This window comes from Flagellimonas hymeniacidonis (assembly GCF_008040165.1).
In the GTDB taxonomy this organism is placed as follows: Bacteria; Bacteroidota; Bacteroidia; order Flavobacteriales; family Flavobacteriaceae; genus Flagellimonas; species Flagellimonas hymeniacidonis.
In genome coordinates, this window is the sequence record NZ_VRUR01000001.1 from 1,752,784 (window position 1) to 1,779,265 (window position 26,482).

22 protein-coding genes are annotated in these 26,482 nt (G+C 38.3%); 15 read left to right on the forward strand and 7 right to left on the reverse strand.

What is annotated here, in order from left to right; translation table 11 throughout:
* Positions 1-18: 18 nt before the first annotated feature.
* From FVB32_RS07950 to miaB, 6 genes are all read right to left on the reverse strand, one after another.
* The gene (locus tag FVB32_RS07950) at positions 19-297 is read right to left on the reverse strand and encodes a co-chaperone GroES (RefSeq protein ID WP_055396737.1); all 279 of its coding nucleotides are present in this window, start codon (positions 295-297) and stop codon (positions 19-21) included.
* Between the two features lie 145 nt (positions 298-442).
* Positions 443-811: a preprotein translocase subunit SecG gene (gene secG, locus FVB32_RS07955; protein ID WP_147742923.1), complete on the reverse strand. Its 369-nt coding sequence runs from the start codon at positions 809-811 to the stop codon at positions 443-445.
* Between the two features lie 12 nt (positions 812-823).
* Positions 824-1,711 (reverse strand): hypothetical protein, encoded by an 888-nt coding sequence (locus tag FVB32_RS07960; RefSeq protein WP_147742926.1) that lies wholly within the window; start codon positions 1,709-1,711, stop codon positions 824-826.
* A gap of 2 nt (positions 1,712-1,713) precedes the next feature.
* Positions 1,714-2,232: an LptE family protein gene (locus tag FVB32_RS07965; protein ID WP_147742928.1), complete on the reverse strand. Its 519-nt coding sequence runs from the start codon at positions 2,230-2,232 to the stop codon at positions 1,714-1,716.
* A 32-nt stretch (positions 2,233-2,264) separates the two neighbouring features.
* Complete coding sequence (locus FVB32_RS07970) at positions 2,265-3,536, reverse strand: sigma-54 interaction domain-containing protein (protein ID WP_147742931.1); 1,272 nt, start codon at positions 3,534-3,536, stop codon at positions 2,265-2,267.
* A gap of 4 nt (positions 3,537-3,540) precedes the next feature.
* Complete coding sequence (miaB, locus tag FVB32_RS07975) at positions 3,541-5,004, reverse strand: tRNA (N6-isopentenyl adenosine(37)-C2)-methylthiotransferase MiaB (RefSeq protein WP_147742934.1); 1,464 nt, start codon at positions 5,002-5,004, stop codon at positions 3,541-3,543.
* 129 nt (positions 5,005-5,133) lie between these two features.
* Here miaB and FVB32_RS07980 point away from each other — a divergent pair, with 129 nt between their 5' ends.
* The 10 genes from FVB32_RS07980 to FVB32_RS08025 all read left to right on the forward strand — a co-directional run bounded on the left by FVB32_RS07980 (position 5,134) and on the right by FVB32_RS08025 (position 17,201).
* A complete protein-coding gene (locus FVB32_RS07980; RefSeq protein WP_147742936.1) occupies positions 5,134-5,862 on the forward strand; it encodes a hypothetical protein in 729 nt (242 codons plus the stop codon).
* 81 nt (positions 5,863-5,943) lie between these two features.
* Positions 5,944-7,197, forward strand: a complete 1,254-nt coding sequence (locus tag FVB32_RS07985; protein ID WP_147742938.1) for an LVIVD repeat-containing protein — start codon at positions 5,944-5,946, stop codon at positions 7,195-7,197.
* A gap of 46 nt (positions 7,198-7,243) precedes the next feature.
* Complete coding sequence (locus tag FVB32_RS07990; RefSeq protein ID WP_246139861.1) at positions 7,244-7,450, forward strand: BPTI/Kunitz domain-containing protein; 207 nt, start codon at positions 7,244-7,246, stop codon at positions 7,448-7,450.
* Positions 7,451-7,596: 146 nt separating this feature from the next.
* Positions 7,597-10,080 (forward strand): type I DNA topoisomerase, encoded by a 2,484-nt coding sequence (gene topA, locus FVB32_RS07995; RefSeq protein ID WP_147742944.1) that lies wholly within the window; start codon positions 7,597-7,599, stop codon positions 10,078-10,080.
* Position 10,081: 1 nt separating this feature from the next.
* Positions 10,082-11,239 carry a formimidoylglutamase gene (locus FVB32_RS08000; RefSeq protein ID WP_147742947.1) on the forward strand — a complete coding sequence of 386 codons (1,158 nt, stop codon included), beginning with the start codon at positions 10,082-10,084 and terminating at the stop codon, positions 11,237-11,239.
* A 120-nt stretch (positions 11,240-11,359) separates the two neighbouring features.
* Positions 11,360-12,739 carry a T9SS ring complex lipoprotein PorK/GldK gene (gene porK / locus FVB32_RS08005; RefSeq protein WP_147742950.1) on the forward strand — a complete coding sequence of 460 codons (1,380 nt, stop codon included), beginning with the start codon at positions 11,360-11,362 and terminating at the stop codon, positions 12,737-12,739.
* 81 nt (positions 12,740-12,820) lie between these two features.
* Complete coding sequence (porL, locus tag FVB32_RS08010; RefSeq protein ID WP_147742953.1) at positions 12,821-13,471, forward strand: type IX secretion system motor protein PorL/GldL; 651 nt, start codon at positions 12,821-12,823, stop codon at positions 13,469-13,471.
* Between the two features lie 63 nt (positions 13,472-13,534).
* Positions 13,535-15,094 (forward strand): type IX secretion system motor protein PorM/GldM, encoded by a 1,560-nt coding sequence (gene porM / locus FVB32_RS08015; protein ID WP_147742956.1) that lies wholly within the window; start codon positions 13,535-13,537, stop codon positions 15,092-15,094.
* Positions 15,095-15,112: 18 nt separating this feature from the next.
* Positions 15,113-16,015, forward strand: a complete 903-nt coding sequence (gene porN, locus FVB32_RS08020; RefSeq protein ID WP_147742958.1) for a type IX secretion system ring subunit PorN/GldN — start codon at positions 15,113-15,115, stop codon at positions 16,013-16,015.
* A 130-nt stretch (positions 16,016-16,145) separates the two neighbouring features.
* Positions 16,146-17,201 carry an NAD(P)/FAD-dependent oxidoreductase gene (locus tag FVB32_RS08025; protein WP_147742961.1) on the forward strand — a complete coding sequence of 352 codons (1,056 nt, stop codon included), beginning with the start codon at positions 16,146-16,148 and terminating at the stop codon, positions 17,199-17,201.
* On the opposite strand, the gene FVB32_RS08030 is transcribed toward FVB32_RS08025, so the two are convergent.
* Positions 17,189-17,581, reverse strand: a complete 393-nt coding sequence (locus FVB32_RS08030) for a DUF983 domain-containing protein (RefSeq protein ID WP_147742964.1) — start codon at positions 17,579-17,581, stop codon at positions 17,189-17,191. The genes FVB32_RS08025 and FVB32_RS08030 overlap by 13 nt on opposite strands.
* A 65-nt stretch (positions 17,582-17,646) precedes the next feature.
* Here FVB32_RS08030 and FVB32_RS08035 point away from each other — a divergent pair, with 65 nt between their 5' ends.
* The 5 genes from FVB32_RS08035 to FVB32_RS08055 all read left to right on the forward strand — a co-directional run bounded on the left by FVB32_RS08035 (position 17,647) and on the right by FVB32_RS08055 (position 26,482).
* Positions 17,647-19,557: an ABC-F family ATP-binding cassette domain-containing protein gene (locus tag FVB32_RS08035; protein WP_147742966.1), complete on the forward strand. Its 1,911-nt coding sequence runs from the start codon at positions 17,647-17,649 to the stop codon at positions 19,555-19,557.
* A 138-nt stretch (positions 19,558-19,695) separates the two neighbouring features.
* Positions 19,696-20,580, forward strand: coding sequence for a leucine-rich repeat domain-containing protein (locus FVB32_RS08040; protein WP_147742969.1), 885 nt, complete (start codon positions 19,696-19,698; stop codon positions 20,578-20,580).
* Between the two features lie 156 nt (positions 20,581-20,736).
* On the forward strand, positions 20,737-21,873 hold the full coding sequence (locus FVB32_RS08045; protein ID WP_147742972.1) for an efflux RND transporter periplasmic adaptor subunit: 1,137 nt from the start codon (positions 20,737-20,739) through the stop codon (positions 21,871-21,873).
* The gene (locus FVB32_RS08050) at positions 21,870-25,157 is read left to right on the forward strand and encodes an efflux RND transporter permease subunit (protein ID WP_147742975.1); all 3,288 of its coding nucleotides are present in this window, start codon (positions 21,870-21,872) and stop codon (positions 25,155-25,157) included. Before FVB32_RS08045 ends, FVB32_RS08050 begins: the two co-directional genes overlap by 4 nt.
* Positions 25,157-26,482, forward strand: coding sequence for a TolC family protein (locus tag FVB32_RS08055; protein ID WP_147742977.1), 1,326 nt, complete (start codon positions 25,157-25,159; stop codon positions 26,480-26,482). Before FVB32_RS08050 ends, FVB32_RS08055 begins: the two co-directional genes overlap by 1 nt.

Genomic DNA, 26,482 nt, shown 5'->3' on the forward strand with positions numbered 1-26,482 from the left:
TCTTTAGTTGATTTTTAATTAAACAATTGCTAAAATGTCGCTTTCGCGCATCATCAAATAATCTGATCCATCCAATTTTAGTTCAGTTCCGGCATACTTGCCATATAGAACTGTATCACCAACTTTTACAGTGATTGCTTCATCTTTGGTTCCAGGGCCAACAGCTACTACTTTTCCTTTTTGTGGTTTTTCTTTTGCTGTATCTGGAATGATGATGCCAGAAGCTGTTTTTGTCTCAGCTTCAACAGGTTCAATAAGAACTCTATCCGCTAATGGTTTGATGTTAACTTTAGCCATATTATTAATTTTTAGGTATTTGTTTTAGAAATTCTCGAAACTTTGGACAGAAATTATGCCATTGCCCAAAAACTGACATTATGATAAAATAAAAATGCCAGCTTGTCATTCAAGCTGGCATTTTCTATTTGTTTTGTCATTAATACTAATTAATAGTATCTGCTGGATTCGTATTGTCAGTAGAAGGAACTTGTTCTGGAACTTGCTCCGGAACCGTTTCAGGTACTGTTGTCTCAATATCGTCTCCTTGTAATAATTTAGAATCCGCCTGACTGTAACTTCCCTTAAGGGAAACATTGGAAAGTAAAATCAATACCACCAAAAAAGTAGCAAGTATCCAAGTACTTTTATCTAAAAAATCACCAGTTTTCTTTACTCCACCAACTACTTGGTTTCCACCTCCTCCAAAAGAAGAAGATAATCCGCCTCCCTTTGGGTTTTGCACCATAATGACCAAAACCAACAAAAGGCAAACAACTATTATTAATATTAAAAAAATTGTAAACGTACTCATTGTCTCTCTGTCTTATTCGTTTTCTTTCTGCAGCTTCTTCACCGCCCGAATTTGGTCTGCAAAGAAACCATTTTTTTCTGGATATTTCAAACTCAATATTTTAAAGGCTTGAATAGCTTTTTTATACTTTTTTTGTTCCAGATAAACTTTGGCTAATGTCTCTGTCATCAACTCATTTTTGTCCATTTTGGTGGACTCTTTTATGTTGATTTTTGCTTTTAAATTTTGGTCTGGAACAATCTTGGGTTTGTTCTCAATAAACTTGTCAAGCAAATCGAATTTTTTCTTCTTTTCCAATTCTTCTGCTGCACGATCTATGGTTTCCTCTTCATTATCTTTTGAAGCCAACTGCAACCATTCCGTAAAAGAATGCTTTTCCTTTTTTGTAAAGGGTATGGGTTTTCCTAAATCTAAATCGGTTTTTGGGTTAGATTCTTTTTCCGAAGCTTCCTGAAGGGTTATTTCAGGTTTTTTGGATTTAAAAAGTGCGGGGTTTAATATTTGCTCCGCATCTTGAATGTTTTGAGGCAAAGCACTTTCCTTGGATTCCCCTAAAATAGTTTCGGTATCAGGATTGGGCGCTATCTCTTCAGAGATGGCTTTTTTATCTTCCAATTTTGGCGCTCTTCCTGCAATGGAATCTGCAATGTTATTTTGAACAAATTCTTTTGAGGTAATGAAATCAAATAAAACATCCCTATCCGCTGTATGTGCGGCAGTGACTTTTAAAGCACTATTGTATTTATAACTATCCAGATTTTTAAGCCCCTTCAAGTGCAGTGCACGTGCAGCTTGAAAATAGGGGTATTCTTCAATAATGCCTTCCAGTTCCCTTGTTTCTTTGGGAGAGAGGATGGTATTCGATTTTTGAAGAATTTGTATAAAATCTGAGACGTTCATGCTTACCAATTGCCTAACGAGGCGTTAAAAATATCTTGTGTAATACGTTCAAAAATTTCTTCATGGGCCGCAGCCTGTATCGAAGTTAAAGATGCAGCTGCATCAAAATCAAAAAAGAAAGAGAATCTTTTTTCAAAGTCGGCATCCTCCTTTGTGGTATTATAGAACCTTACATTAACACTCATGGTAAGTCGGTTTTGAGCCGTTAACTGATCTGCTGTGGCGGTCATTGGTGTAACTCGGTACTCCACAATCTCACCTTCATACAATAAATCTCCATTGCTTCCTGTGAGTGATAGGCTTGTTAGGTTGTTGATTAAATCTTGTAGTGCCAGGGTAAAGTCCCTATCCAATCCTGGTTCAATGGTAGAACCGGGGCTTGAGTCTGCATAATTCTGAAAGAAATTAACTTGAAAACTTTGTGCAGTTCCTATATCCGCTCCAGAAAAATTATAAGCTCCGCAGCCATACAGACTTAACAATAGACTCAAGAGTCCAACTTTAATTATACTTATTTTCATTAATATGTGTTCAAATATCCAAATACTTCGAGCTATAAATCGTATTGCTTGATTTTTCTGTAAAGCGTCCGCTCAGAAATACCAAGTTCTGATGCTGCAGCTTTCCTTTTTCCACGATTGCGTTCCAAGGATTTTTTAATCAGCTCAATTTCCTTTTCCTGTAAAGATAAGGTTTCTTCTTCCTCTATTTCTTCTGCAAAATGATAGCGATCTTCTTGCGATTGTGTAACGGTCACTGCAGTTTCAACAACAGGTTCTGGCAAATGCAAAACTTCTGCCACATTACTTTCTTGTTGAGAAACTTCCTCTTCCTTATTTCCGTAGATTTTACGGATCAAGGTCTCATTTTCTTCCTGTACTTTTTCCGAATCGTTGTTTTTTAGCAGCTCAAGGGTCAGTTTTTTTAGATCGGTAAGGTCCCCTTTCATGTCAAATAACACCTTGTAAAGGATTTCCCTTTCATTGCTAAAATCACTTTCCTTTTTAGCCTGTCCTATCACAGCGGGCAAGTTGGTGTTATTGGAGTTAGGCAAATAACTGTTTAGTGCTGCTGCAGAAATGGATCTGGTTTCCTCCAAAACCGAAATCTGCTCTGCAATATTTCTTAATTGCCTAATATTCCCCGGCCACCTGTACTTTAATAGGAGTTGAACGGCCTGTTCTTCCAACCGGATTGTCGGCATTTTGTACTTCTGACCAAAATCTGACGCAAACTTTCTAAACAACAAATGAATATCTTCTTGTCGCTCACGTAGTGGAGGAATATTTATTTCCACAGTACTTAGTCTGTAGTACAGATCTTCTCTAAATTTCTCCTTTTTTATGGCTTCAAACATATTGATGTTTGTTGCCGCGACAATGCGGACATCTGTTTTTTGAACCTGTGAGGATCCTACCTTTAAAAATTCCCCATTTTCCAATACTCGGAGCAAACGTACTTGGGTTGTAAGGGGCAGTTCGCCTACTTCATCCAAAAAAATAGTACCACCATCGGCTACTTCAAAATACCCACTACGAGTTTGTGTAGCTCCTGTAAATGCTCCTTTTTCATGACCAAAAAGTTCACTGTCTATTGTACCCTCGGGAATGGCTCCGCAATTTACCGCAATGTATTTGGCATGTTTGCGATGGGATAATGAATGTATGATCTTTGGAATGGCCTCTTTACCTACACCACTTTCACCAGTAACCAAAACCGAAATATCGGTAGGGGCTACCTGAATGGCTTTCTCTATGGCACGATTCAACTTAACATCGTTACCGATGAGTTCAAATCGCTGTTTTATGGATTGAATATTTTCCATATGCTTAGTTGTTCTTTGAATATTCCACTGCCTCGCCAATTAGGGTTGCAGAGGTGCATTCATTTATTTTTACATTGACAAAATCACCCACTTTATAATGCTCCTTTGGAAAAACTACAACAGTGTTTTGAGAATTTCTGCCCATCCAGTGGGCATCTGATTTTTTGGAAACCCCTTCAATCAAAACTTCTTCAGTTTTACCAAGGTGTTGTTGGGTTCTATAAAAACTATGTTCCCGTTGAAGGTCTATGATTTCTGTAAGTCTTCTTTTTTTGATTTGTTCAGGAATATCATCATCCAATTTTCTAGCTGCCAGAGTGCCTGGTCGTTCAGAATAGGCAAACATAAAGCCAAAATCGTACTTCACATATTCCATCAAATTCAAGGTGTCTTGATGGTCCTCTTCGGTTTCAGTTGGGAATCCTGTAATCATATCCTGACTAATAGCGCAATCAGGAATGATCTTTCGAATATTATCAATTAATTCAAAATATTCTTCCCGGGTGTGTAACCGATTCATCTCTTTCAAGATCCTATTGCTACCACTTTGCACGGGTAAATGAATGTAATTGCAGATATTTTCATATTTCGACATGGACTCAATCACATCCAAAGTCATGTCTTGTGGATTGGATGTTGAAAAACGAATACGCATTTTAGGCTGGGCCTCGGCGGTCAACTCCAATAATTTTGCAAAATTTACAGAAGTAGCTTTTTGCATTTCTGAAGCTTTCTCAAAATCTTTTTTCAAACCACCACCATACCATAGGTAGCTGTCCACATTTTGCCCTAAAAGCGTTACTTCTTTAAACCCTCTTTCCCATAAATCGTTCACTTCCGCTATAATGGATTGCGGGTCTCGGCTTCGTTCACGCCCGCGAGTAAATGGAACTACACAGAAAGTGCACATATTATCGCATCCTCGAGTGATGGAAACAAAGGCGGTGACACCATTGGAATTAAGTCTGACTGGAGCAACATCTCCATACGTTTCATCTTTGGAGAGAATCACATTTACGGCATTCCTTCCCTCATCAATTTCCTGGATAAGATTGGGGAGGTCTTTGTAGGCATCTGGCCCAACTACCATGTCTACAATTTTTTCCTCTTCTAGAAACTTGTTCTTCAAGCGCTCCGCCATACAACCAAGCACCCCAACCTTCATTCCGGGATTGGTTTTCTTTACGGCGTTGAATTTTTCCAAACGTTTGCGCACAGTGAGCTCTGCCTTTTCTCGAATGGAACAGGTATTTACCAATACCAAGTCTGCTTCATGAAGTTCTTCCGTTGTATTAAAACCTTCTTTTGCCAAGATAGAGGCAACTATCTCACTATCGGAAAAGTTCATCTGGCAACCATAACTTTCTATATAAAGTTTTCTAGTGTTCTTCTTATTATTTTCCAAGGTCAAGGTGTTCCCTTGTTGGCTTTCGTCTATTACCTTCTCAGTGCCTTCGATTTTGCTCATTTTGCTTTTATGGTTTGCAAAGATAGTGCATATTCCATTTTAGTGACAATTTGGCAGTATGATTTAATACGATATTTGCAAATAATACGGTTATTGTTAATTCCAATTTAAAATTTAACCAACCCAAGTATGAATTTTAGTGCTTTGTCCCAGAAAATAAATGAAAACCAATCGATAGATTTTGGTGCTGTTTTTAATAATACCATTGAGTTGTTTAAGAAGGTTTGGTTGCAAGGATTTATTACCATTCTCTTGACTTTTGTCGCTATTATCCCATTCTATATTCTAATGTATCTACCTATGATTGCATTAGGAATTGCTGATCCAGAAGCTTTTGAAGGACAAGAAATGCCTCCGGCAGCGGTCATTTTTATGGTTTTGTTTATGCCCATCCTTTTTTTAGGAATAATGACAGTAGCCTTGTGTTTAAATGCGGCTTTTTTAAGAATTTGTAAGCTAAACGATTTGGGTGAATCAACATCTGAAGATTACTTTTTTTACCTAAAGAAGAAATACTTGGGTAAAGCTTTGATGTTGTCATTGATCATGCTAGGCCTTTCTATTCTTGGAACATTGGCCTGCGGGTTGGGTATTTTTTATTTGATAGTTCCTATGTCTTTGCTCCCTGCTTTTTTAGCATTTGATGAAGAACTCTCTCCTATGGAAATAACAAAAGCGAGCTTTGCTTTGGGAAATAAGAATTGGGGGGTAATATTCGGACTTATTTTGGTTATGGGAATCATTGCCCAACTTGGCGTATTACTCTGTCTTTTTGGTGTTCTTTTTACTGCAATGCTCGGCAAAATACCTATCTATTTTATTTATAAAGATGCGGTTGGATTTTCTGAGGAGCCATAATTTTTTTCAATACTTCGCGCAACTTTGTTTAAGACTTTCTATCTATTGGGTGTTATTTCATCCAAAAAACTTAAACAAACTATGAAAAAGAAAATCCTATTAATTCTAACTGTTGTTGCACTTGGGTTTATATCCTGTGACAACGATAATGATGATGGTTATGCCGAATATTTGGTGGCAAGACCCTTGGTCATGAGCAAAGCAGAATTCACAAGTAGTGTGGATATCATAGCGCCCCGCCCTATTGACGAATCAGGTAAGGTGTATGCCTATCAAGATTACATTTTTATCAATGATAAATACCAAGGTGTTCACGTGATAGACAATAGCAATCCGGAGCAGCCAGTAAAAATTACATTTATTAAGATTCCTGGAAATGTTGATATTTCGGTTAAGGAAAATTTCCTTTATGCGGACAGTCTAATGGATTTGGTGGTTTTGGATTTATCCAATATAAATGATATTAAACAGGTAAACCGATTGGAAAATGTATTGTACAACAATATTTTTTGGCCTTTTGAAGCTGACATCATCGAACACGAAGCTTATGATTACAACACTGAAATCCTTGTGGGTTGGGAAACCGTAACCGAGAGAAGGTTAATAGAAGAAGTAGAGCAGAATAGGGGAATTGATATCTTTTTTGAAGATGCCGCCCTTGCCAATGCTGCTGAAAGGGGTTCAACAGGACAAGGAGGCTCCTTGGCAAGATTTAAAATTGTGGAAGACTATTTATATGCTGTGGACAGTCATAATATAAATGTATTCAACATTTCGGATTTAGAGAATCCAGAGGATTTAGAAGATGTATATGCTGGCTTCGATATCGAAACTATTTTTAACAGAGGTAACCATCTGTTTTTAGGCAGCATGCGTGGAATGTATATCTATGATATCTCGTCACCTGCAACACCAACATTCGTTTCCGAGTTTCAACATGGTACTGCTTGTGACCCCGTGGTGGTTGATGGGGATTATGCTTATGTTACGTTAAGAGGCGGCAATGAATGTGGCGCTTTGGAAAGCGGTCTTTTTATTGTTGATATTTCCAATATTGAAGATCCAAAGTTGACCATTGATTATCCAATGGATGAGCCCTATGGCTTAGGCATTAAGGATGAGAAATTGTTTGTGTGTGATGGCAGCTCCGGTCTTAAGGTCTACGATAAGACCGATGTTGAGAATCTAGTGACGTTAAATCATTTTAAAAATATTGTTACGTTTGATGTAATTCCTTTGGAGAATCATTTGATTATGGTTGGGGATGAGGTGCTATATCAGTATGAATACTTAGATGATGAAATAAAGCTGATTAGCCAAATAGGACTTAATTAATATGTTTGGTAATATATTTAAAAGCGCTGGTGTAGTTTTAATCTCAATGTTATTAATTTCCTGTTCGGATGATGACAATGAACTACCGTCGGCCTGTCAGCTAGAACCGAATCCAGGCGAATGTTTTGCTGCAATTCCCAGATACTATTTTGACAAAGAAGAGCAAAAATGCAAGGAATTCATATGGGGAGGTTGTAATGGGGTCGTACCTTTTGAAACCATGGAAGCCTGTCGGGAGTGCGAAAGTAACTGATCTCCGAACGCAAGACAATCAATAAAAATTTGTAGAATAACCTAATGAAATATCCTGCTTTTAGCGGGATATTTTTTTGGTATACGTTTTTCAAAAAATTCAAAATCGAAAAATTCATATACTTTTGTTACCTCAAAACCCATTGCATGCCAAAGAATTTAGTTATTGTTGAGTCCCCAGCAAAAGCAAAAACCATAGAACGTTTTTTAGGAAAAGACTACCAGGTTGAATCAAGTTTTGGACATATTGCAGACCTACCATCCAAAGAACTTGGAGTAGATGTTGAAAACGACTTTAAGCCAAAATATACCATAGATAAGGAGAAGAAAGCCTTGGTTAAGAAACTTAAGGATTTAGCCAAAAAAGCAGACACCATATGGTTAGCAAGTGATGAGGATCGTGAGGGGGAGGCTATTTCCTGGCATTTGGCAGAAGAGTTGGGATTAGATGCGAGCAGAACCAAGCGTATTGTTTTTAACTCCATTACAAAATCTGCTATTCTAAAGGCTATTGAGAACCCGAGGGAGATCAACTATAATTTAGTAAATGCCCAACAGGCAAGAAGGGTTTTGGACAGATTGGTGGGATATGAATTGTCTCCCGTACTTTGGAAAAAAATAAAACCAGGACTATCAGCAGGTAGAGTGCAATCCGTTGCAGTGCGTTTAATTGTGGAACGGGAACGTGAGATAGAAGTCTTCAACCCAGAAGCTTCTTTTAGAATACGAGCGGAATTTAAAACAACAAACGGAAATGTTTTTTCAGCGAAGCTGAATAAGACCTTTTCGACAAAAGAAGCCGCCGAGGTATTTTTAAAGCAGAATATCGGCGCAGATTTTTCTGTAGCCAACCTAGATAAAAAGCCAGCTAAAAAATCGCCTGCAGCACCTTTTACAACATCAACATTGCAACAGGAAGCTTCCAGAAAGCTATATTTTTCTGTGGGAAGAACAATGCAGGTGGCTCAACGCTTGTACGAAGCAGGATTGATTACCTATATGAGAACAGATAGTGTAAACCTGTCCAATGAAGCATTGAATGCTGCCAAAGACGCTATTGTTCAAAATTACGGAGAGTCTTATAGTAAGGTGAGAAACTATTCCGGAAAATCCAAAGGTGCCCAAGAAGCTCATGAAGCGGTTCGCCCAACCGATATGAAACTACAATCACCTCAAGTAGAGCGTGATCAGGCCAAGCTTTACGAACTCATTTGGAAACGTACTTTGGCATCACAGATGAGTGATGCAGAATTGGAAAGAACCAATGTAAAAATAAAAGCGAGCACACATGGTGAAGAATTCTCCGCAAATGGTGAAGTAGTAAAGTTTGACGGTTTTCTTAAAGTATATTTAGAAGGAACCGATGAAGAGGATAAGACCGAGGAACAGGAAGGAATGCTTCCGGCCATGAATGTTGGGGAAGCATTGCGCAATACTTTTATAACTGCAACAGAGCGTTTTTCAAGGCCACCATATCGTTATACAGAAGCTTCTTTGGTGAAGAAATTGGAAGAATTGGGTATTGGAAGACCATCAACCTATGCACCTACCATTTCCACCATACAAAATAGAGGCTATGTAGAAAAGGGAACTGTGGAAGGAACCGAGCGTAACTATGTACAATTGGTTTTGGAATCTGGTCAACTAGCCGAAAAGAAATTATCGGAAATGATTGGCTCGGACAAAGGAAAATTAGTTCCAACGGATATCGGAATGATTGTAAATGACTTCTTGGTGAATCATTTTACAACTATTTTGGATTATAATTTCACGGCCAAAGTAGAGGAGAATTTTGATGAGATAGCATCAGGAGATGAGGATTGGCAAAAAATGATGAAAGAATTCTACAAAGACTTTCACCCTAAGGTATTGGATGTAGAAGAAAACGCTGAGCGCGCCAGTGGAGAACGTGTATTGGGTACCGACCCAAAATCTGGTAGACAGGTGGCAGCAAGATTAGGCCGTTTTGGACCAATGGTACAGATAGGAACCGTTGACGAAGAGGAAAAACCACTTTTTGCAAGTCTGTTACCAGAACAATCCATTACTACCATAACCTTTGAACAAGCTATGGAGCTTTTTGAATTGCCAAGAAAGCTCGGAGCTTATGAAGGAGAGGAAGTGGAAGCCAATGTGGGTCGTTTTGGTCCGTATGTTCGATTTGGTAAAAAGTTCATTTCATTAGCCAAAGGCGAGAGTGCTTTCGATGTTGATATGGACAGGGCCATTGAATTGATAAAAGAAAAGCAAAAGGCAGATGCTCCTATAGCACATTATGAGGATAAGGAAGTTACCAAGGGTGTTGGTCGTTTTGGACCATTCATTAAATGGGATGGAATGTTCATTAACGTGAACAAAAAATATGATTTTGATAATCTTTCCCAAGCAGACATTATTGAACTTATTGAGGCAAAGAAAATAAAGGAAGCGGAAAAGTTGGTGCAAGAGTGGCCAGCCGAAAAAATCCGAATTGAAAAAGCAAGATGGGGCAGACATAATATTATAAAAGGAAGAATTAAGGTAGAATTGGCCAAAGATGTGGACGCTGCCAAAATATCCTTGGAAGAAGCCCAGGCCCTAATAGAAAAGAAAACACCAAAGAAAAAAACAAAAGCAAAGGCTAAGAAGTAATATGGCATTCGATTTTTTAGTCCCTATAAAGGACAAAGTCTTGGCATTTTCAGAATTGCTCCCCCCACAAGCCCTGGGCAAAAATATTTTTAAGCATACAGAGAAAAAAGGATTGCCCGTTTTTGCAAACGCTACTGTTGCTATTTTTGGGGTACTAGAGTCCAGAAATGCATTTGAAAAGAAACCAGAGCAGTTGGATGTTGATGAAATTCGCATTCAATTGTATCGGTTAATGACGGGTAACTGGAATTCCACAATTCTGGATATTGGAGATGTTGAAGAAGGAAATACGGTGGAGGACACCTATTTTGTAGTCAAGGAAATTGTTGCAGGTCTTTTAGAGGAAAATATTATACCTATTGTAATAGGAGCGACCCAAGATATCACCTTTCCCACCTATAGAGCTTTTGACAAGATTAGAAATATGGTGAATCTAGTCTCAATAGATAGCCGTTTCGATTTTGGGGAAGATGAAGAATTGATTTCCTCCAATTCATATATGAGCAGAATCATTACGGACAAACCCAATAATCTTTTTAATTTTTCCAATATTGGATATCAAAGTTATTTTAACGCCCAAGAGGAAATAGATTTAATGGAACGTCTTTTCTTTGATGCATATCGATTAGGAGATGTTGCCGCCAATATATCATTGGCCGAACCGATATTGAGAAGTTCTCATATTGTGAGTTTAGATCTAAGAGCAATTCGCGCTAGCGAAATGGGAATGTCAAAAAACTTTTCCCCCAACGGATTTACAGGAAGAGAAATCTGTGCCATAGCGAGATATGCTGGAATAAGTGATAAAGTTTCATTGTTTGGGATTTATGAAGGGGAGAATTCGCATCAAGCTTTTCAAATGGTGGCCCAGATTATATGGTACTTTATAGAAGGTATTAGTTTTAGGGTAAAAGAATTTCCAAGTTCCAAGAGTGAAGACTTTACTAAGTTCACAGTGCCTACAGATACAGAAGAACTAATATTCTACAAGAGCCATGTCACCGAACGTTGGTGGGTGGAAGTTCCATCAATTTTACCCGAACATACTAAAACAAATTCAGTGGCGTTATTACCTTGCACCGAGGAAGACTATCTGGATGCGTGCAACCAGAAGATTCCAGAAAGGTGGTTCAAGGCCTACAGAAAGGGCTTTAACTAAACAAATTAAATTTTAAGCATAAATTGATTTTGCACAATAATTTATTCAAAAAACAGTTTTGAGAATAATGAATTTGTGTTACACAGTTTATAATCTTAAATCGAAAATTTAACCTAAAGTATGAGAAAGCTATTCTTTTCATCTCTAGCACTTGTTTTTTTACTCAGTAGTTGTGGTTCAAAATCAAGGTCAAAAGGTGAACTCGTTGGAGCCCAAGGAAAAAAGTGGTATCCTGAGAAACCCTACGGAATGGAACTGATTCCCCGCGGCTCCTTTGTTATGGGTAAGGCTGAAGAGGATCAGGCGAAAGTATTGAACGCTCCCACAAGAACAGTTACTGTACGTTCTTTTTATATGGACGATACGGAAATCACAAATAGTGAGTACCGACAGTTTGTAGAGTGGGTAAAAGATTCCATTACCAGAACCAAATTGGCCATTCTTGCCGATGAACTGGGTATTAGCCCAGAAGATGAAGGTATTGGAGAGTACGCGTTTAAAGATGCTGATACCACGAAAATGTCAGTTTACGACAAATATATGCTTGATAACTACGCTGGTTTAGGTGAAACCGGTTACGAAGGTAGAGCATTAAATACCGATGTTGATTTGGTATGGGATACATCTGAATATCCAGATGAGTATTACGCTGAGGTAATGGACTCCATATACATTCCTGAAGAGGAGAGTTATAATGGACTAAGAACCATAGATGTTACCCAACTTAAATACAAGTATAATTGGATGGATATTGAAGCTGCCGCGCGAGCTAAAACTGGCAGAAGAAAAGATTTCATTAAACAAGAGGAATTGGAGATTTACCCAGATACTACGGTATGGATCAAGGATTTTGAATATTCCTATAACGAACCTATGCACAATGACTATTTTTGGCACGATGCATACAGTGAATATCCCGTTGTTGGGGTAAACTGGCAACAGGCCAAAGCATTTTGTTCTTGGAGAACCAAGTTTAAAAATGATGACCAAAAAAGTCGTGGAAAGCAGTTTGTGAACCAATTTAGATTACCGACTGAAGCGGAATGGGAATATGCGGCTAGAGGTGGTATTGATGGAGGAACGTACCCTTGGGGTGGACCTTATGTGATTAGTGATACAGGTTGTTTTATGGCCAACTTTAAGCCTCAACGTGGAGATTATGCCGCAGATGCTGCATTGTATACTGTTGAAGCTAAGTCGTACGAGCCAAACGAATACAATTTATATAATATGGCGGGTAACGTATCTGAGTGGACCAGCTCCAGTTTTGATCAAGGCGCCTATGAATATTTGTCTACAATGAATCCGAATATTGGTTCAGGACAGAACAAAAGAAAAGTAATCCGTGGAGGATCTTGGAAAGATGTTGCTTATTTCTTGCAGGTAAGTACCAGAGATTATGAATATCAAGATTCCGCGAGAAGCTACATTGGTTTCCGTACCGTTCAAGATTATATGGGCGAAGAGGATTCAACCAAGGGACAAGGGCTTCCAAACTAAATAAAACAATAATAAACGAGAGAGCATTATATAAACCAGTAACCAAATACTTATTTATATAACTTAATTAAAATTAGAATTATGGCACAGTCAAAATCAACAAAAAAACTGTTTAACATGGCCTACGGGCTTGGAGCATCAGTAGTAATTATTGGTGCGTTATTTAAGATCCTTCACTGGGAATTTGGACCACTAACCGGTGGATTGCTTCTTGCTGTTGGACTTATTACCGAAGCATTGATCTTTGCTATTAGTGCATTTGAACCAGTAGACGATGAATACGATTGGTCTTTGGTATATCCTGAATTGAACAATGGTCAATCTAAAGGAAACAAAAATGACGCTAAGCAAGCTAAAGAAGCTGAAGGTCTTCTTTCTAGAAAACTGGATGATCTTTTAAAAGAAGCTAATATCGATTCTGAGCTTTTCACAAGTTTAGGTGATAGTATCAAGAATTTTGAAGGTGCCGCTAAAGGTATTGCTCCTACTACAGATGCTATTCAGCATACGAAGAAGTATTCTGAGGAATTGTCTCATGCTGCAGCTCAAATGGAGTCTTTGAACAGTTTGTACAAAGTACAATTGGAAAGCGCAAGCAGACAAGCTTCTATTAACGAAGAAGTAGTACAAAACGCTGGTGCATTAAAAGATCAGATGGAATCTTTGGCAACAAACCTTTCTTCTTTGAATGGAGTATATGGTGGTATGTTGTCTGCTATGGCGAAAAACTAATTAGGGATTTGATTAAAATACCAAACCCAGATCAAATTAATTATTAATTCTAATTAGATAAACATGGCATCAGGAAAACAAACCCCACGTCAGAAGATGATCAACCTTATGTACTTGATCTTCATTGCGATGTTGGCCTTAAATATGAGTAAGGAAGTTCTTGCGGCGTTCGGTATCATGAACGAAAAGCTTGAGACTTCCAATATCAAGACTACAGAAAGTAACGATAACTTTTTGGCCAGTCTTGAAACCAAAGCTTCTGAAGACGAAAAGAAGTATGGTGAATTATATCAAAATGCCCAAAAGATAAAAAGCTTATCCCAAGAGTATTTTGATTACTTGGAGACCCTTAAGAAAGGTATGACCGAAAAACTTGAAGACCCTAAGGATTATGCAAGAATGGACAATTCTGATTATTTAGATCAGAAACTTTTTCAAGGAGATAACCTATCTAAAGAAGGTAAGGAATTCATGAAAAGAATTACCGACTATAAAACCCAAGTTGCCGCTATTGCGCCAGCAGCTCTTAAAGAAGCGGTTAACGATCGTTTCCAAACAGGGGATGCAAATGGTAAAGTAGCGAAAAGAGACGGTACAAAGCAAGATTGGATCAACTATCACTACGAAGGGTATCCTTTAGTAGCTTCTTTGGCTAAATTAACATCGCTACAAGCCGATGTTAAGGCTACTGAGGAAGATGCGTTGAAATCAATGTTGGAAGGTGAGCTTACAAATCAAGTTTCCTTGACAAACTTTGCTACTTCTTTGTTGGCTTCTAAGTCTGCTTTCTACAATGGAGATAAGTACGATGGTAAGATTATTATCAGTAAAACAGATAAAACATCTACACCTGTGAAGGCTGAATTGACTTTGGACGGTAGAAAACTGACTGAAGGAAAAGATTATAAGCTAGAAGCTGGTGGTATTCAAATGTTGATTGGTGCCGGTAATCCTGGTGATCATGAAATAGTTGGTACAATGTTCTTTATGCAAGATGGAGAGGAAATTCCTGTAGAAGTGAAAAATTCTTTTGCTACAATTTCCAAGCCCAATGCTGCTGTAATTGCTGCAGATAAGATGAATGTGGTATACCGTGGGGTATCTAACCCAATGACGATATCCATTCCTGGTATTCCAGATAACAAAGTTTCTGCATCTGCTCCTGGACTTTCAAAAAGAAGTGGAAGTAGATATGTTATGAATCCTGGAACCGGTAGAGAGGTTACCATCAATGCTTCAGGTGTTTTACCTGATGGTCAAAGAATCAATACCCCTGCTACGTTCCGTATCAAGGATATTCCAAGACCAGGAGGTACCGTACGTGGTGAAGCTGGTAGCGTTAAGATGCCAAGAAGAAACCTAGAGATTTCTACGGTTGGTGCAATGTTGGAAGACTTTGATTTTGACTTGAATCTTGCTGTAAGCGGATTTAAATTTAAAGTGCCAGGTCAGCCTACAATTGTAGTAAACGGAAATAAATTGGATGGAAGAGCTAAATCTGCTTTGAAAAGAGCTAAAAGAGGTGAAGCTGTTCAAATATTTGATATCAAAGCCTACATTTCCAACAATAAGACCTATAAGTTGAAAAAGGTCTCTCCAGTTGTTGTAGAGCTTACAAACTAAAAAAGTATACAGATAATCATGAATTGGAAAAATGCATTATTAATTGGAGCTTTAAGCTTAGTACCTGTATCAATAATGGCTCAGGCAAACATTTTGAACGCCAAGTTGCCACAAGAAATAGGGATAAAGACTGAAGCTCAAATAGAACAGGACAACGATGCCCCACTGGAATATGGATATACAGATGATAGAGATATCCTTTGGTCCAAAACAATTTGGGAGGTAATTGACCTGGATGAGCGTGTTAACTTTCCATTATACTACCCAACCGATACCATAGGTATTGGAGCGGACAGAAGGTCGTTATACCATGTTTTGATGAAGAATATCAAAAATGGAAACTTGACCGAAGTATATACGGACTCTTACTTCACTGAAAAGCGAAAGTTTGAGGATTTAAACGCTACATTGAGCAAAGTGGATACCACGGATCTTGGATATGAACAAATCAATGCAGGAGAACAACTTTCTGAAGAGTTTATCAACAGAAGGGATTTAAATGCAGCGGATATTGAAGAATATCGTATAAAGGGAATGTGGTATTTTGATAAGCGTCAAGGAGAACTGAAGTACCGCCTATTAGGTATTGCACCAGTAGCTCCAGATGTAAACTTTGTGGATGATGAGTCTGTAGATCCAGGCGAGAACAAAGTTGAGCTGTTTTGGGTATGGTATCCAGCGGCAAGACAAGTGTTGCACGAAGCCAAGGTCTATAATCAACGTAATTCTGCACGTCCTATCACCTTTGATATGCTGTTGAACGCAAGACGTTTTAATGCAATAATATACAAGGAGGACAACGTGCACGGAGATCGCGAGATTGACGATTACGTTTTTGACAATGCACTGTTTCAGTTATTGGAAGCCAAACGTATTAAGGAGGTTATCCGAGATAGGGAGCAAGACATGTGGGCTTATTAGGCCTTAAAGATTAAACTTTCCAATTCAATTCATATAGACGCCGCACTTTTGTGCGGCGTTTTTATTTTGACCCAATTTGTTGTTTCCGAAACCTCCATGAAATCAGGTTTAGGATGCCTATTTTTGTGGTATGCTTGATTATATAGTTGTTGGTCTGGGATTGGCTGGAATATCCTTTTGTGAAACGCTCGAAAAACAAGGGAAATCCTATAATGTGGTTACAGATGCTTCCCAGCAAGCTTCCTTGGTTGCGGGCGGATTGTACAATCCAGTAATCTTGAAAAGGTTTACCATGGCTTGGAAGGCCAAAGAACAAATGGAATTGGCCCTTCCATTTTATAAGGCCTTAGAGCAGAAGCTAGGAGTTACATTGGATTACAAAATTCCTGTACTCAGAAGATTTACTTCAATTGAAGAACAAAATTTATGGTTTCAAGCTGCGGACCGTCCTGGTCTCGATTATTTCTTAGCTACTACCATCGTTCAAAATAATAATCCGAATATTGATGCTCCATTTGGTTTAGGCCAAGTAAAGCATACTGGGCGAATAGACACCAAAACATTGCTTAAGGCTTATGCAGCATCTTTGGATCAACAGGGACTGCTACATAAAGAATCGTTTGATTTTTCTCATTTTAAGGTGTTTGAAGGCCATATTTCTTATAAATCAATAAATGCCAAGCGGATTGTATTTGCTACGGGCTACGGGCTTAAAAGCAACCCCTTTTTCAACTATTTGCCATTAAATGGCACAAAAGGAGAGTTGTTGACCATTAAAGCACCTGATTTAAAAGAGAATAGTGTAATTAAATCCTCCGCATTTAGTATTCCGCAGGGAGATAATTTATATCTGTTGGGCGCAACCTATAAATGGAAAGATAAAACCAATACGCCTACAGAAGATGCAAAAAGTGAGCTTCTTGAAAAATCTAAGAGCTTTTTAAACTGTGATTTTGAAGTTGTAAAACACGTAGCGGGAATACGACCAACAGTGACTGATAGAAGACCTCTTGTCGGACAGCATCCCGAACATAGAAACCTCTATGTTTTAAATGGCTTTGGTTCCAGAGGAGTGCTTATTGCCCCATATGCTTCAGAACAACTATTTAATGCAATAGAAAACAATGAAGCTCTGGACCCAGAGATGAATATCCAAAGATTTACAAAAAAGCATTATTCAGCTTGACCTCTTACGCTGTTAGGTTCATATTTAATAAAAAAGTTGATCCAAATATTTCGGGATAAACGAATAATCACTGGCATAAAGACCATCATGGTTATCACAATAGCAATAAAAGTGTTCACAAGTGATGCTCCCATAACTAGAAATGCAATAACAAATGCGGCCACGGCAAAAGCTATTCCCACGCCATAACTTACATACATGGAACCATAAAAAAAGGAAGGCTCAATTTTGTATTTTGTATGGCAATGAGAGCATCGTTCGTGCATTTTAAAAAGCTGGGATAGCACATACGGATTATTGTTGATGTACATTAGCTCTTCATGACACTTAGGACAACTTCCTGTTAAAATACTGTAGAGTTTGTTTCCTTTTTTTAACATTTGCAGCGATTTTGTACAAAAGTACTCATTCACACATTTTTGTTTTGTAATTCAGGTCACATAAAATGCTAAATATTCATAACCTTTCTGTCGCTTTTGGAGGCGAGTATCTTTTTGAAGAAATCGCCTTTCGACTAAATGGTGGTACTAGGGTTGGCCTGATTGGAAAAAATGGAGCCGGAAAATCTACTTTGCTGAAATTACTTTCCAAAGAAATAGCACCGGATTCGGGTACTATAGCGACTGAAAAGGATACAAAGATTGGGTTTTTAAAACAGGACATTGATTTTGAACTGGGAAGAACGGTTTTGGAGGAATCCTATCAGGCATTTACGGAAATCAAGGAGCTGGAACAAAAGCTGGAAGGAATAAACAAAGGATTGGCTGAGCGCACCGATTATGAAAGTGAGTCGTATAATCAACTTATGGTCGATTTAACGGATGTTTCGCATCGGTATGAGATTCTGGGCGGATATAATTACCAAGGCGATACGGAAAAAGTATTGTTAGGTCTTGGTTTTAAAAGAGAGGACTTTACTAAAGTAACTGATACATTCTCTGGCGGATGGCGTATGCGTATAGAGTTGGCAAAACTATTGCTTCAAAATAATGATGTCCTTCTTTTAGATGAACCTACCAACCATTTGGATATCGAATCCATTATTTGGCTGGAACAGTTTCTTAAAAACTATCCCGGAGCCGTGGTTATTGTTTCCCATGATAAAATGTTCTTGGACAATGTTACCAATAGAACCATTGAGATATCATTGGGGCGCATATATGACTACAATAAACCCTATTCCAAGTTTTTGGAGTTGCGGAATGAAATCAAGGAACAACAACTGAGTGCTCAAAAAAATCAGGAAAAGCAAATACAGCAAACAGAGAAACTCATTGAAAAGTTTAGGGCAAAGGCCACAAAAGCTTCCATGGCACAATCGCTCATAAAAAAACTGGATAAGATTGAACGTATTGAAGTTGATGAAGATGACAATAGTGTAATGAATGTACGATTTCCAGTGTCCATAACTCCTGGGAAGGTGGTTGCAGAACTGGAAAATTTATCTAAATACTACGGGGAGAAACGGGTTCTTGAAGGTATTGATTTGCTGGTAGAACGGGGTAGCAAAACAGCCTTTGTAGGTCAGAATGGACAGGGAAAGACCACTTTGGCGAAAGTTATGGTGGGAGAGTTGGAGTATGGGGGTAAGCTCAAGATAGGACATAACGTACAAGTAGGGTATTTTGCGCAAAACCAAGCTGAGTATTTGGATGGTAGTAAAACTGTTCTGGATACTATGATTGATGCAGCAAATGAGAAGAATCGGAGTAAAGTGAGGGATATTTTAGGCTCTTTTTTGTTTAGGGGAGATGAGGTGGATAAATACGTAAAGGTACTTTCAGGTGGAGAGCGCAATCGCTTGGCTTTAGCTAAAATGTTATTGGAACCATTCAATGTATTGATCATGGATGAGCCTACCAATCATCTCGACATTAAATCCAAGAATGTATTAAAGCAGGCGTTGCAAAACTTTGAAGGCACTTTGATTTTAGTATCCCATGATCGAGATTTTTTGCAAGGGCTAACAGATAGAGTTTACGAATTCAAAGAAGGTAAAATTAAGGAGTATCTAGGTGATATTGATTTTTATTTGGAACAGCGAAAAGCTGAAGATTTCAGGAAAATCGAAAAGGGAGAGAAAGTTCAAGTAAGGCCTAAAGTTGAAGAAAAGAAGAACGATTATCAAACACAAAAGAAGTTAAAGTCCCTAAAAAATAGACTAAGCGGAGTAGAAAATAAGATTTCCCAGCTAGAAAAAGATATCGCTGAAACTGACCACAACCTCCTTATGGATTACGATACCACTATTGCTAAACCTAACTTTTTTGATGAATATCAAGAAAAAAAGGACCTTTTGGAATCCCTTATGGAAGAGTGGGAAAAACTCTCTGGCGAGCTTGAACAATTGACCTAAAGGCAACATGCCTGGTGCTTCACCACATATTTAAGCCCTTTTACAACAAATTTACCGTGCTACACCCATTTAATTTGTAGGTATTTAGGTTCTGCACTTAATTTGTAAGTAAATTCTTATGAATTGAAGTTTTTGCCTATGTTTAAACTAACCATTTTTCTCATTTTTTTATGCTCATTTAATGGTGTAATAGCCTCAATAGAGATTTCTCAAAAGGAAAAAAATGCACTAATTGATCTTTACCATAGTACAAATGGTAAAGAATGGAGTGCCTCTTGGGATTTAAATGCTCCTGTTAATACATGGAAGGGTGTTGAATTAATGGATAATCATGTAGTAGGAATAAATCTCTTTAGGAATAACTTGGAAGGTGTTCTTCCAGAGAGTATAGGAAGACTCAGATACCTAACCCATTTAAACCTTGCTTTCAACAACATAACAGGCGTATTGCCAAAAGATATTGTTAAGCTTAAAAGCCTAAAAGTGCTGCGACTCGAAATGAATCGTATTAAAGGCTCTTTACCTTTGGGAATAGGGCAACTTAAAGAATTACAGGTGTTTTCCATGTTTAATAACTTCTTAAGCGGGTCTATACCTTCAACTTTTGGTGAATTGAATAACCTGCGGGAGTTGAATTTATCAAGCAATAATTTAAAAGGCCTTATTCCAACTACCATAGGAAATCTTACAAAACTAGAGGCTTTGGGACTTTTTGAAAACAATCTTGAAGGAACCATACCAGTGGAAATGGGGAAATTAGGCCAATTAAGAGAACTGGTGCTAGCCAACAATCAGCTAGGAGGAGAAATTCCTTCAGAATTTAGTCAATTGGCAAGTTTAAAAATATTACAGATTCAAAATAACAGGTTCAAATCTTATAAAGGTCTCCGAGAAATGGATACCCAGCAATTTCTGGTCTTTGATACAGATGAAAAAACATTAAATCCAAAGTTCAACGAAATCCAACTACAACGCACTAGAATGGCGGATACAAAATTTGAAGATGTTGACGATAATGAGTAGTTAGTTATACTTTAGTTTGTTTGGTTTGGGGATGCAGGCGTGTATCCCCTTTTTTTGTTCAGAAAAGCTAATTATTCACTAAACAATTTATGAAATATTTAACCATACTACCCTTTGGAAGCGAATAGTTTTGCAAAAGACTAATTCATCCTATATATGCGCAAGCTAATTATTTCGGCCGTAGTAGGTGGCCTAATTATTTTCGGATCTATTTTTTTTGCAGGATTAATTGCTGGAAGTAAAAAGAACAGAAGACCAAAACCACAAAAAGTAGTAAAAACAGTCTTTGTTGATACTGTGGAAAATGCAACCATCCCTATCATTATTCCAGCAAACGGAAATTTAAAAGCTAAAAGAAGAGTAGAGCTCTTTTCTGAAGTACAGGGTGTTTTTAGATCAGGGAGCAAGCTGTTTAGGACTGGACAAGAATACAATACGGGCCAAACGCTCATTCGTATTGATGCCAGCGAATATTATGCTTCTGTACAGTCGGCAAAAAGCAATCTGTATAATTTACTTACCTCAATAATGCCAGATGTAAGGCTGGATTACCCAGAGATATACCCCAAATGGCAAGAATATCTTAATGGTTTCGATTTAAATGCAACAACACCGAAGCTACCCGAAATGACCTCCGAGAAGGAAAAGTTCTTTATTTCCGGTCGTGGGGTAATTTCTAATTATTACAATGTAAAAAACTTGGAGCAACGTTTGTCCAAATACAATATTTCTGCACCTTTTAAAGGTGTTTTAACAGATGCATTGGTTACAGAAGGAACCTTAATTCGAGTAGGACAAAAATTGGGTGAATACATTAATATTGGGGTGTATGAGCTTGAGGTTTCAGTAAGTAAAACCTACGGTGATTTCTTGAAAGTAGGCAAGAAGGTAGCACTTTCCAATCTAAGCAAAACCCAAAGTTATATAGGAGAGGTCACCCGGGTTAACGGCAGTGTGGACCAGAATTCACAAACCATTACCGTGTTTATTGAGGTAGCGGGGGATAATTTAAAAGAAGGACAATACTTAGAAGCCAATCTTGAGGCCAAAGAAGAAGAGAATGCCATTGAAATAGACCGTTCCCTATTGCTGGAAAACAATCAGATTTTTGTAGTACGCGATTCAGTTTTAGACCTAATTGATGTACGCCCAGTGTATTTTACCGATAAAAAAGTGGTCCTTAAAGATGTTCCCAATAGCGAGGTTATTGTAACAAAAGCGTTAACAGGAGCCTATGCAGGAATGCTGGTGAAGGTATTTGATGAAGACAAATCCAAAAAGACCAAATCGTGAGAAAGGTAATTTCGTATTTTATAAAATACCACGTAGCGGTAAATGTTATCATCATTGCATTTTTCATTTTTGGACTAGTAGGTGCTTTTTCATTAAAATCCTCATTTTTTCCACTTGTAGATTCTAAAAATATTTTGATTACGATTGCATATCCCGGAGCATCCCCACAAGAAGTTGAGGAGGGAATCGTGCTAAAAATTGAGGACAATCTTAAGGGGTTACAAGGTGTGGAAAGAGTAACCTCTACCTCCAGGGAAAACAGTGGTACAATTAACGTTGAGATTGAAAAAGGAAGGGATATCGATTTTATGCTGTTGGAGGTCAAAAATGCAGTAGATCGTGTTCCCACTTTCCCGACGGGGATGGAACCTTTGGTGGTTTCCAAACTGGAAGCAGTAAGACCTACCATAAGCTTTGCGGTAAGTGGCAAGAATATGTCGTTGGCAACCCTAAAGCAAATAGGAAGGCAAATAGAAAACGATTTAAGGGCCATAGACGGAATTTCCCAAATTACCATTTCAGGCTATCCAGATGAGGAAATTGAAATAGCGGTGGACGAAAACAGTCTTTTGGCGTATAATCTTTCTTTCGCTGAAGTTTCACAGGCTGTTTCCAATGCCAATATTTTGGTTACTGGAGGTAATATTAAGACCAACACAGAGGAGTACTTGATTCGAGCAAATAATCGCTCGTACTACGGAGATGAACTCTCCAATGTTGTGGTACGTGCAGATGCATCAGGGAAAGCTATTCGGCTAAAAGATGTGGCTACCATTCGCGACAGATTCTCCGAGACTCCAAATACTTCATATTACAATGGAGATTTATCCGTAAATGTTACGGTGACCAGTACCAATACCGAAGACCTTATTGGTTCTGCCGAAAACGTAAAAGAATACATCGAGGAATTCAATCAAAAGTATACCAATGTACAACTGGATGTTGTTAGGGATCTATCCAAAACCTTAACACAACGTACCGATTTGCTTACCGAAAACGCTATAATAGGGATGATTCTTGTACTCGTATTCTTGTCCCTATTTTTAAATACGAGATTGGCTTTTTGGGTAGCCTTTGGATTGCCTGTTGCCTTTTTGGGAATGTTTGTTTTTGCACCTATGCTCAATGTCACGATCAATGTATTGTCGCTATTTGGGATGATTATTGTAATCGGTATTTTGGTGGATGATGGTATTGTAATAGCAGAAAATATCTACCAACATTACGAAAAGGGAAAAACCCCAGTCCAAGCAGCCATAGATGGTACAATGGAAGTAATTCCACCCATTCTTTCAGCAATTATAACCACAATACTGGCATTTTCTATTTTCTTGTTTTTAGATGGAAGGGTTGGTGATTTTTTTAGTGAAGTTTCTGTAATTGTTATTCTAACCCTCGTGGTTTCTTTGGTTGAAGCGTTAATTATTTTGCCGGCGCATTTAGCGCACTCAAAGGCGCTGAGAAAACAAAAGAAAGGACCAAAAACAGGTATAGCAAAAATATTTTCCAAGCTGCGAATTATAAACAAACTTGGGGATGATGCGATGAATTGGATGCGGGACAAAATGTACAGTCCTGCCCTTCGCTTTGCCTTGGAGTACAAGTTTGTGACTTTCGCCATATTCTTCATGGCACTTGCATTGACTTTTGGCTCCATTGGAGGTGGAATAATCAGAACATCATTCTTTCCAAGAATTGCAAGTGACCGAATTGCTGTGGAGTTGTTGATGCCAAACGGCACCAATGAAAAGGTTACTGATTCTATAGTGAGTATGATTCAAGATAAAGCCCAAATTGTAAACCAAGAGCTTACAGATAAATATTTGCAGGGTTCGGACAAGATGCTTTTTGAAAACATGCTTAAAAATGTTGGTCCAGGTTCATCTGCAGCTACCCTGGTCATTAATTTATTGCCAGGAGAAGAACGCCCCGATGCTATTAGAGCAGATATGGTTACGAGTAGGCTTCAGGAACTTGTGGGACCAGTTATTGGCGTTGAAAGCCTTATTTATGGGTCAGGTGGAAATTTTGGGGGAGATCCCGTTTCCGTTTCGCTTTTGGGAAACAATATTGAAGAACTTAAAGGGGCAAAAGCAGAATTGAAATCCGCTCTTTTAGAAAATGCTTTGTTGAAGGATGTAGCGGATAACGATCCTGCCGGAATTAAAGAAATACGATTGGAACTCAAGGAAAATGCCTATTTGTTAGGGCTCAACCTTCGTACGGTGATGAATCAGGTGAGAGCAGGATTTTTCGGTGCGCAGGCACAGCGTTTCCAAAGAGGACAGGATGAAATAAGAGTTTGGGTGCGTTACAATCGTGAAAATAGATCTTCAATTTCCGATTTGGATGAAATGCGTATCGTAGCTCCAAATGGAGAACGAATTCCACTTAAAGAAATCGCGACATATTCCATAGAACGTGGTGATGTGGCTATTAATCATTTAGATGGACAACGAGAAATCCAAGTTTCATCAGACATCAAAGATTTGCAGACTACCAGTGGAACAGATGCCATGACATGGGTTAGGACTGAAATTATGCCGGATATTTTATCCAAATACCCAACAATTACCCCATCTTATGAAGGTCAGAATAGGGAAGCGAACAAACTTATTAATTCACTTCGATTTGTAGGTCTAACGGTGCTGTTTCTCATTTTTGTGACCATTGCATTCACTTTTAGAAGCTTCAGCCAGCCTCTATTACTGATATTGTTAGTGCCATTTAGTCTAACAGCAGTAGCTTGGGGGCATTGGATTCATGGTTTCCCAATCAATATTCTTTCCATGTTAGGGATTATCGCCCTTATAGGTATTATGGTGAATGATGGTTTGGTGCTGATTGGAAAGTTTAATATCAACCTAAGGAATGGACTTAAATTCAATGAGGCCCTTTATGAGGCAGGCCGCTCAAGGTTTAGGGCCATATTCCTAACATCCATTACTACTATTGCCGGTTTGGCCCCACTACTATTGGAAAAAAGCAGACAAGCTCAATTCTTAAAACCCATGGCTATTGCCATTGCCTATGGTATTGGTTTTGCTACGGTCCTTACCTTGTTAATGTTGCCTTTGTTTCTCTCCTTTGGAAATAATGTAAAGGTCTTGGCCAAAGGATTATGGACAGGAGAAAAAGCATCCAAAGAAGAAGTGGAACGAGCAATTAAAGAACAGAATGACGAGCAACACATGCAAGAACAAGGCATGTATGCGCTCAACGGAACTGCAAAACATACGGAAGCTGAAGAAGAGACTTCAAAAGTTTTAGAAGGAACATCATAATGAAAAGTATATTTAATACACTACCTCTTTTTTTATTGGTTTTTATCAATGTAGCACAAGCTCAGGAAAAACTACTTTCCAAACAAGAAGCGATAGATTTAACATTGGAAAATAACCTGGGTATCCAAGTAGCGCGAAACACCAAAAAAATTGATGAGAATAATGCCAGTATATTAAATTCTGGGTATTTGCCAACGGTTACAGCCAATGCAGGCGGAAGTATTGATAAACAAAACACCGAAGGTCAGTTGGCTAGTGGGGATACAAGAACCGCCGATGGTGCCGAAACCAGACGATACAATGCTTCAGTTAATGTAAACTATACCTTGTTTGATGGATTGAATAGGTATTACAGTTATAAGAGTTTTAAAGAACGGTCGCAGCAATCCGAATTAGAAGTAAGGCAAACCATTGAGAATACTATTCTACAATTGTTTTCTGTGTATTATGAAGTGGCCAGGCTTACAGAAAACACCAAAAACTTGGAACAAGCGCTCGAAATTTCGAAAGATAGATTGAAACGAGCCACCTATCAGTTTGAATATGGACAGAATACGGGCTTGGATGTTTTGAATGCAGAAGTAGACATCAATACCGACAGTATCAACCTGTTAAACTCGAGGCAGCAATTGCGTAACACTATGCGGGACTTAAACCTTGTTTTGAACCGAGAACTTTCCGCTCAATTTCTTGCAGATACCACGGTTAATTTTGTGCCAGGACTTCAAATGGAGAATATGCATAATGAGGCTAAATCGAACAATATCCGGTTACAATTAGTAGAAAAGGAGATGAATATTACCATGTACAATGTTAAAGCGGCGAAGAGTGTTTTTCTACCTACTATTGGTTTAACGGGCACATACGGATGGAATGAATCAAGCAACAACAGTCCATTGGCTTTTTTAATTCAAAATACGTCAACGGGGGTAACAGGCGCTGTTAATCTTTCCTGGAATCTTTTTGATGGAGGAAGAGGTGTTACCGGTATCAAGAATGTGAAGATTGGGTATGAAAACCAAGAGCTGCTTAAAAAACAAATAGAGCTGGAGGTAGAACGGGATATTACAAATGCATGGGACAGTTATACCAACGCACTGTATGTTTTGGAAGTGCAAGAAAAGAATTTGCAAACCAATCAGAACAATTTCAACCGTACAGATGAGCGCTATAAATTGGGGCAGGTAACCTCAATAGAATTTAGACAGGCACAATTGAATTTATTGAACGCTGAATTGGCTCAAAGTCAGGCTAAGTACAGTGCTAAATTGGCCGAACTTCAAATGCTTCAAATCAGTGGTCAATTGCTGAATGTGGATTTTTAG

Bases quoted from the DNA above. Each gene is read 5' to 3' on its own strand.
- FVB32_RS07950 (WP_055396737.1), bottom strand. From the start codon at position 297: ATGGCTAAAGTTAACATCAAACCATTAGCGGATAGAGTTCTTATTGAA.
- secG (WP_147742923.1), bottom strand. From the start codon at position 811: ATGAGTACGTTTACAATTTTTTTAATATTAATAATAGTTGTTTGCCTT.
- FVB32_RS07960 (WP_147742926.1), bottom strand. From the start codon at position 1,711: ATGAACGTCTCAGATTTTATACAAATTCTTCAAAAATCGAATACCATC.
- FVB32_RS07965 (WP_147742928.1), bottom strand. From the start codon at position 2,232: ATGAAAATAAGTATAATTAAAGTTGGACTCTTGAGTCTATTGTTAAGT.
- FVB32_RS07970 (WP_147742931.1), bottom strand. From the start codon at position 3,536: ATGGAAAATATTCAATCCATAAAACAGCGATTTGAACTCATCGGTAAC.
- miaB (WP_147742934.1), bottom strand. From the start codon at position 5,004: ATGAGCAAAATCGAAGGCACTGAGAAGGTAATAGACGAAAGCCAACAA.
- FVB32_RS07980 (WP_147742936.1), top strand. From the start codon at position 5,134: ATGAATTTTAGTGCTTTGTCCCAGAAAATAAATGAAAACCAATCGATA.
- FVB32_RS07985 (WP_147742938.1), top strand. From the start codon at position 5,944: ATGAAAAAGAAAATCCTATTAATTCTAACTGTTGTTGCACTTGGGTTT.
- FVB32_RS07990 (WP_246139861.1), top strand. From the start codon at position 7,244: ATGTTATTAATTTCCTGTTCGGATGATGACAATGAACTACCGTCGGCC.
- topA (WP_147742944.1), top strand. From the start codon at position 7,597: ATGCCAAAGAATTTAGTTATTGTTGAGTCCCCAGCAAAAGCAAAAACC.
- FVB32_RS08000 (WP_147742947.1), top strand. From the start codon at position 10,082: ATGGCATTCGATTTTTTAGTCCCTATAAAGGACAAAGTCTTGGCATTT.
- porK (WP_147742950.1), top strand. From the start codon at position 11,360: ATGAGAAAGCTATTCTTTTCATCTCTAGCACTTGTTTTTTTACTCAGT.
- porL (WP_147742953.1), top strand. From the start codon at position 12,821: ATGGCACAGTCAAAATCAACAAAAAAACTGTTTAACATGGCCTACGGG.
- porM (WP_147742956.1), top strand. From the start codon at position 13,535: ATGGCATCAGGAAAACAAACCCCACGTCAGAAGATGATCAACCTTATG.
- porN (WP_147742958.1), top strand. From the start codon at position 15,113: ATGAATTGGAAAAATGCATTATTAATTGGAGCTTTAAGCTTAGTACCT.
- FVB32_RS08025 (WP_147742961.1), top strand. From the start codon at position 16,146: ATGCTTGATTATATAGTTGTTGGTCTGGGATTGGCTGGAATATCCTTT.
- FVB32_RS08030 (WP_147742964.1), bottom strand. From the start codon at position 17,581: ATGTTAAAAAAAGGAAACAAACTCTACAGTATTTTAACAGGAAGTTGT.
- FVB32_RS08035 (WP_147742966.1), top strand. From the start codon at position 17,647: ATGCTAAATATTCATAACCTTTCTGTCGCTTTTGGAGGCGAGTATCTT.
- FVB32_RS08040 (WP_147742969.1), top strand. From the start codon at position 19,696: ATGTTTAAACTAACCATTTTTCTCATTTTTTTATGCTCATTTAATGGT.
- FVB32_RS08045 (WP_147742972.1), top strand. From the start codon at position 20,737: ATGCGCAAGCTAATTATTTCGGCCGTAGTAGGTGGCCTAATTATTTTC.
- FVB32_RS08055 (WP_147742977.1), top strand. From the start codon at position 25,157: ATGAAAAGTATATTTAATACACTACCTCTTTTTTTATTGGTTTTTATC.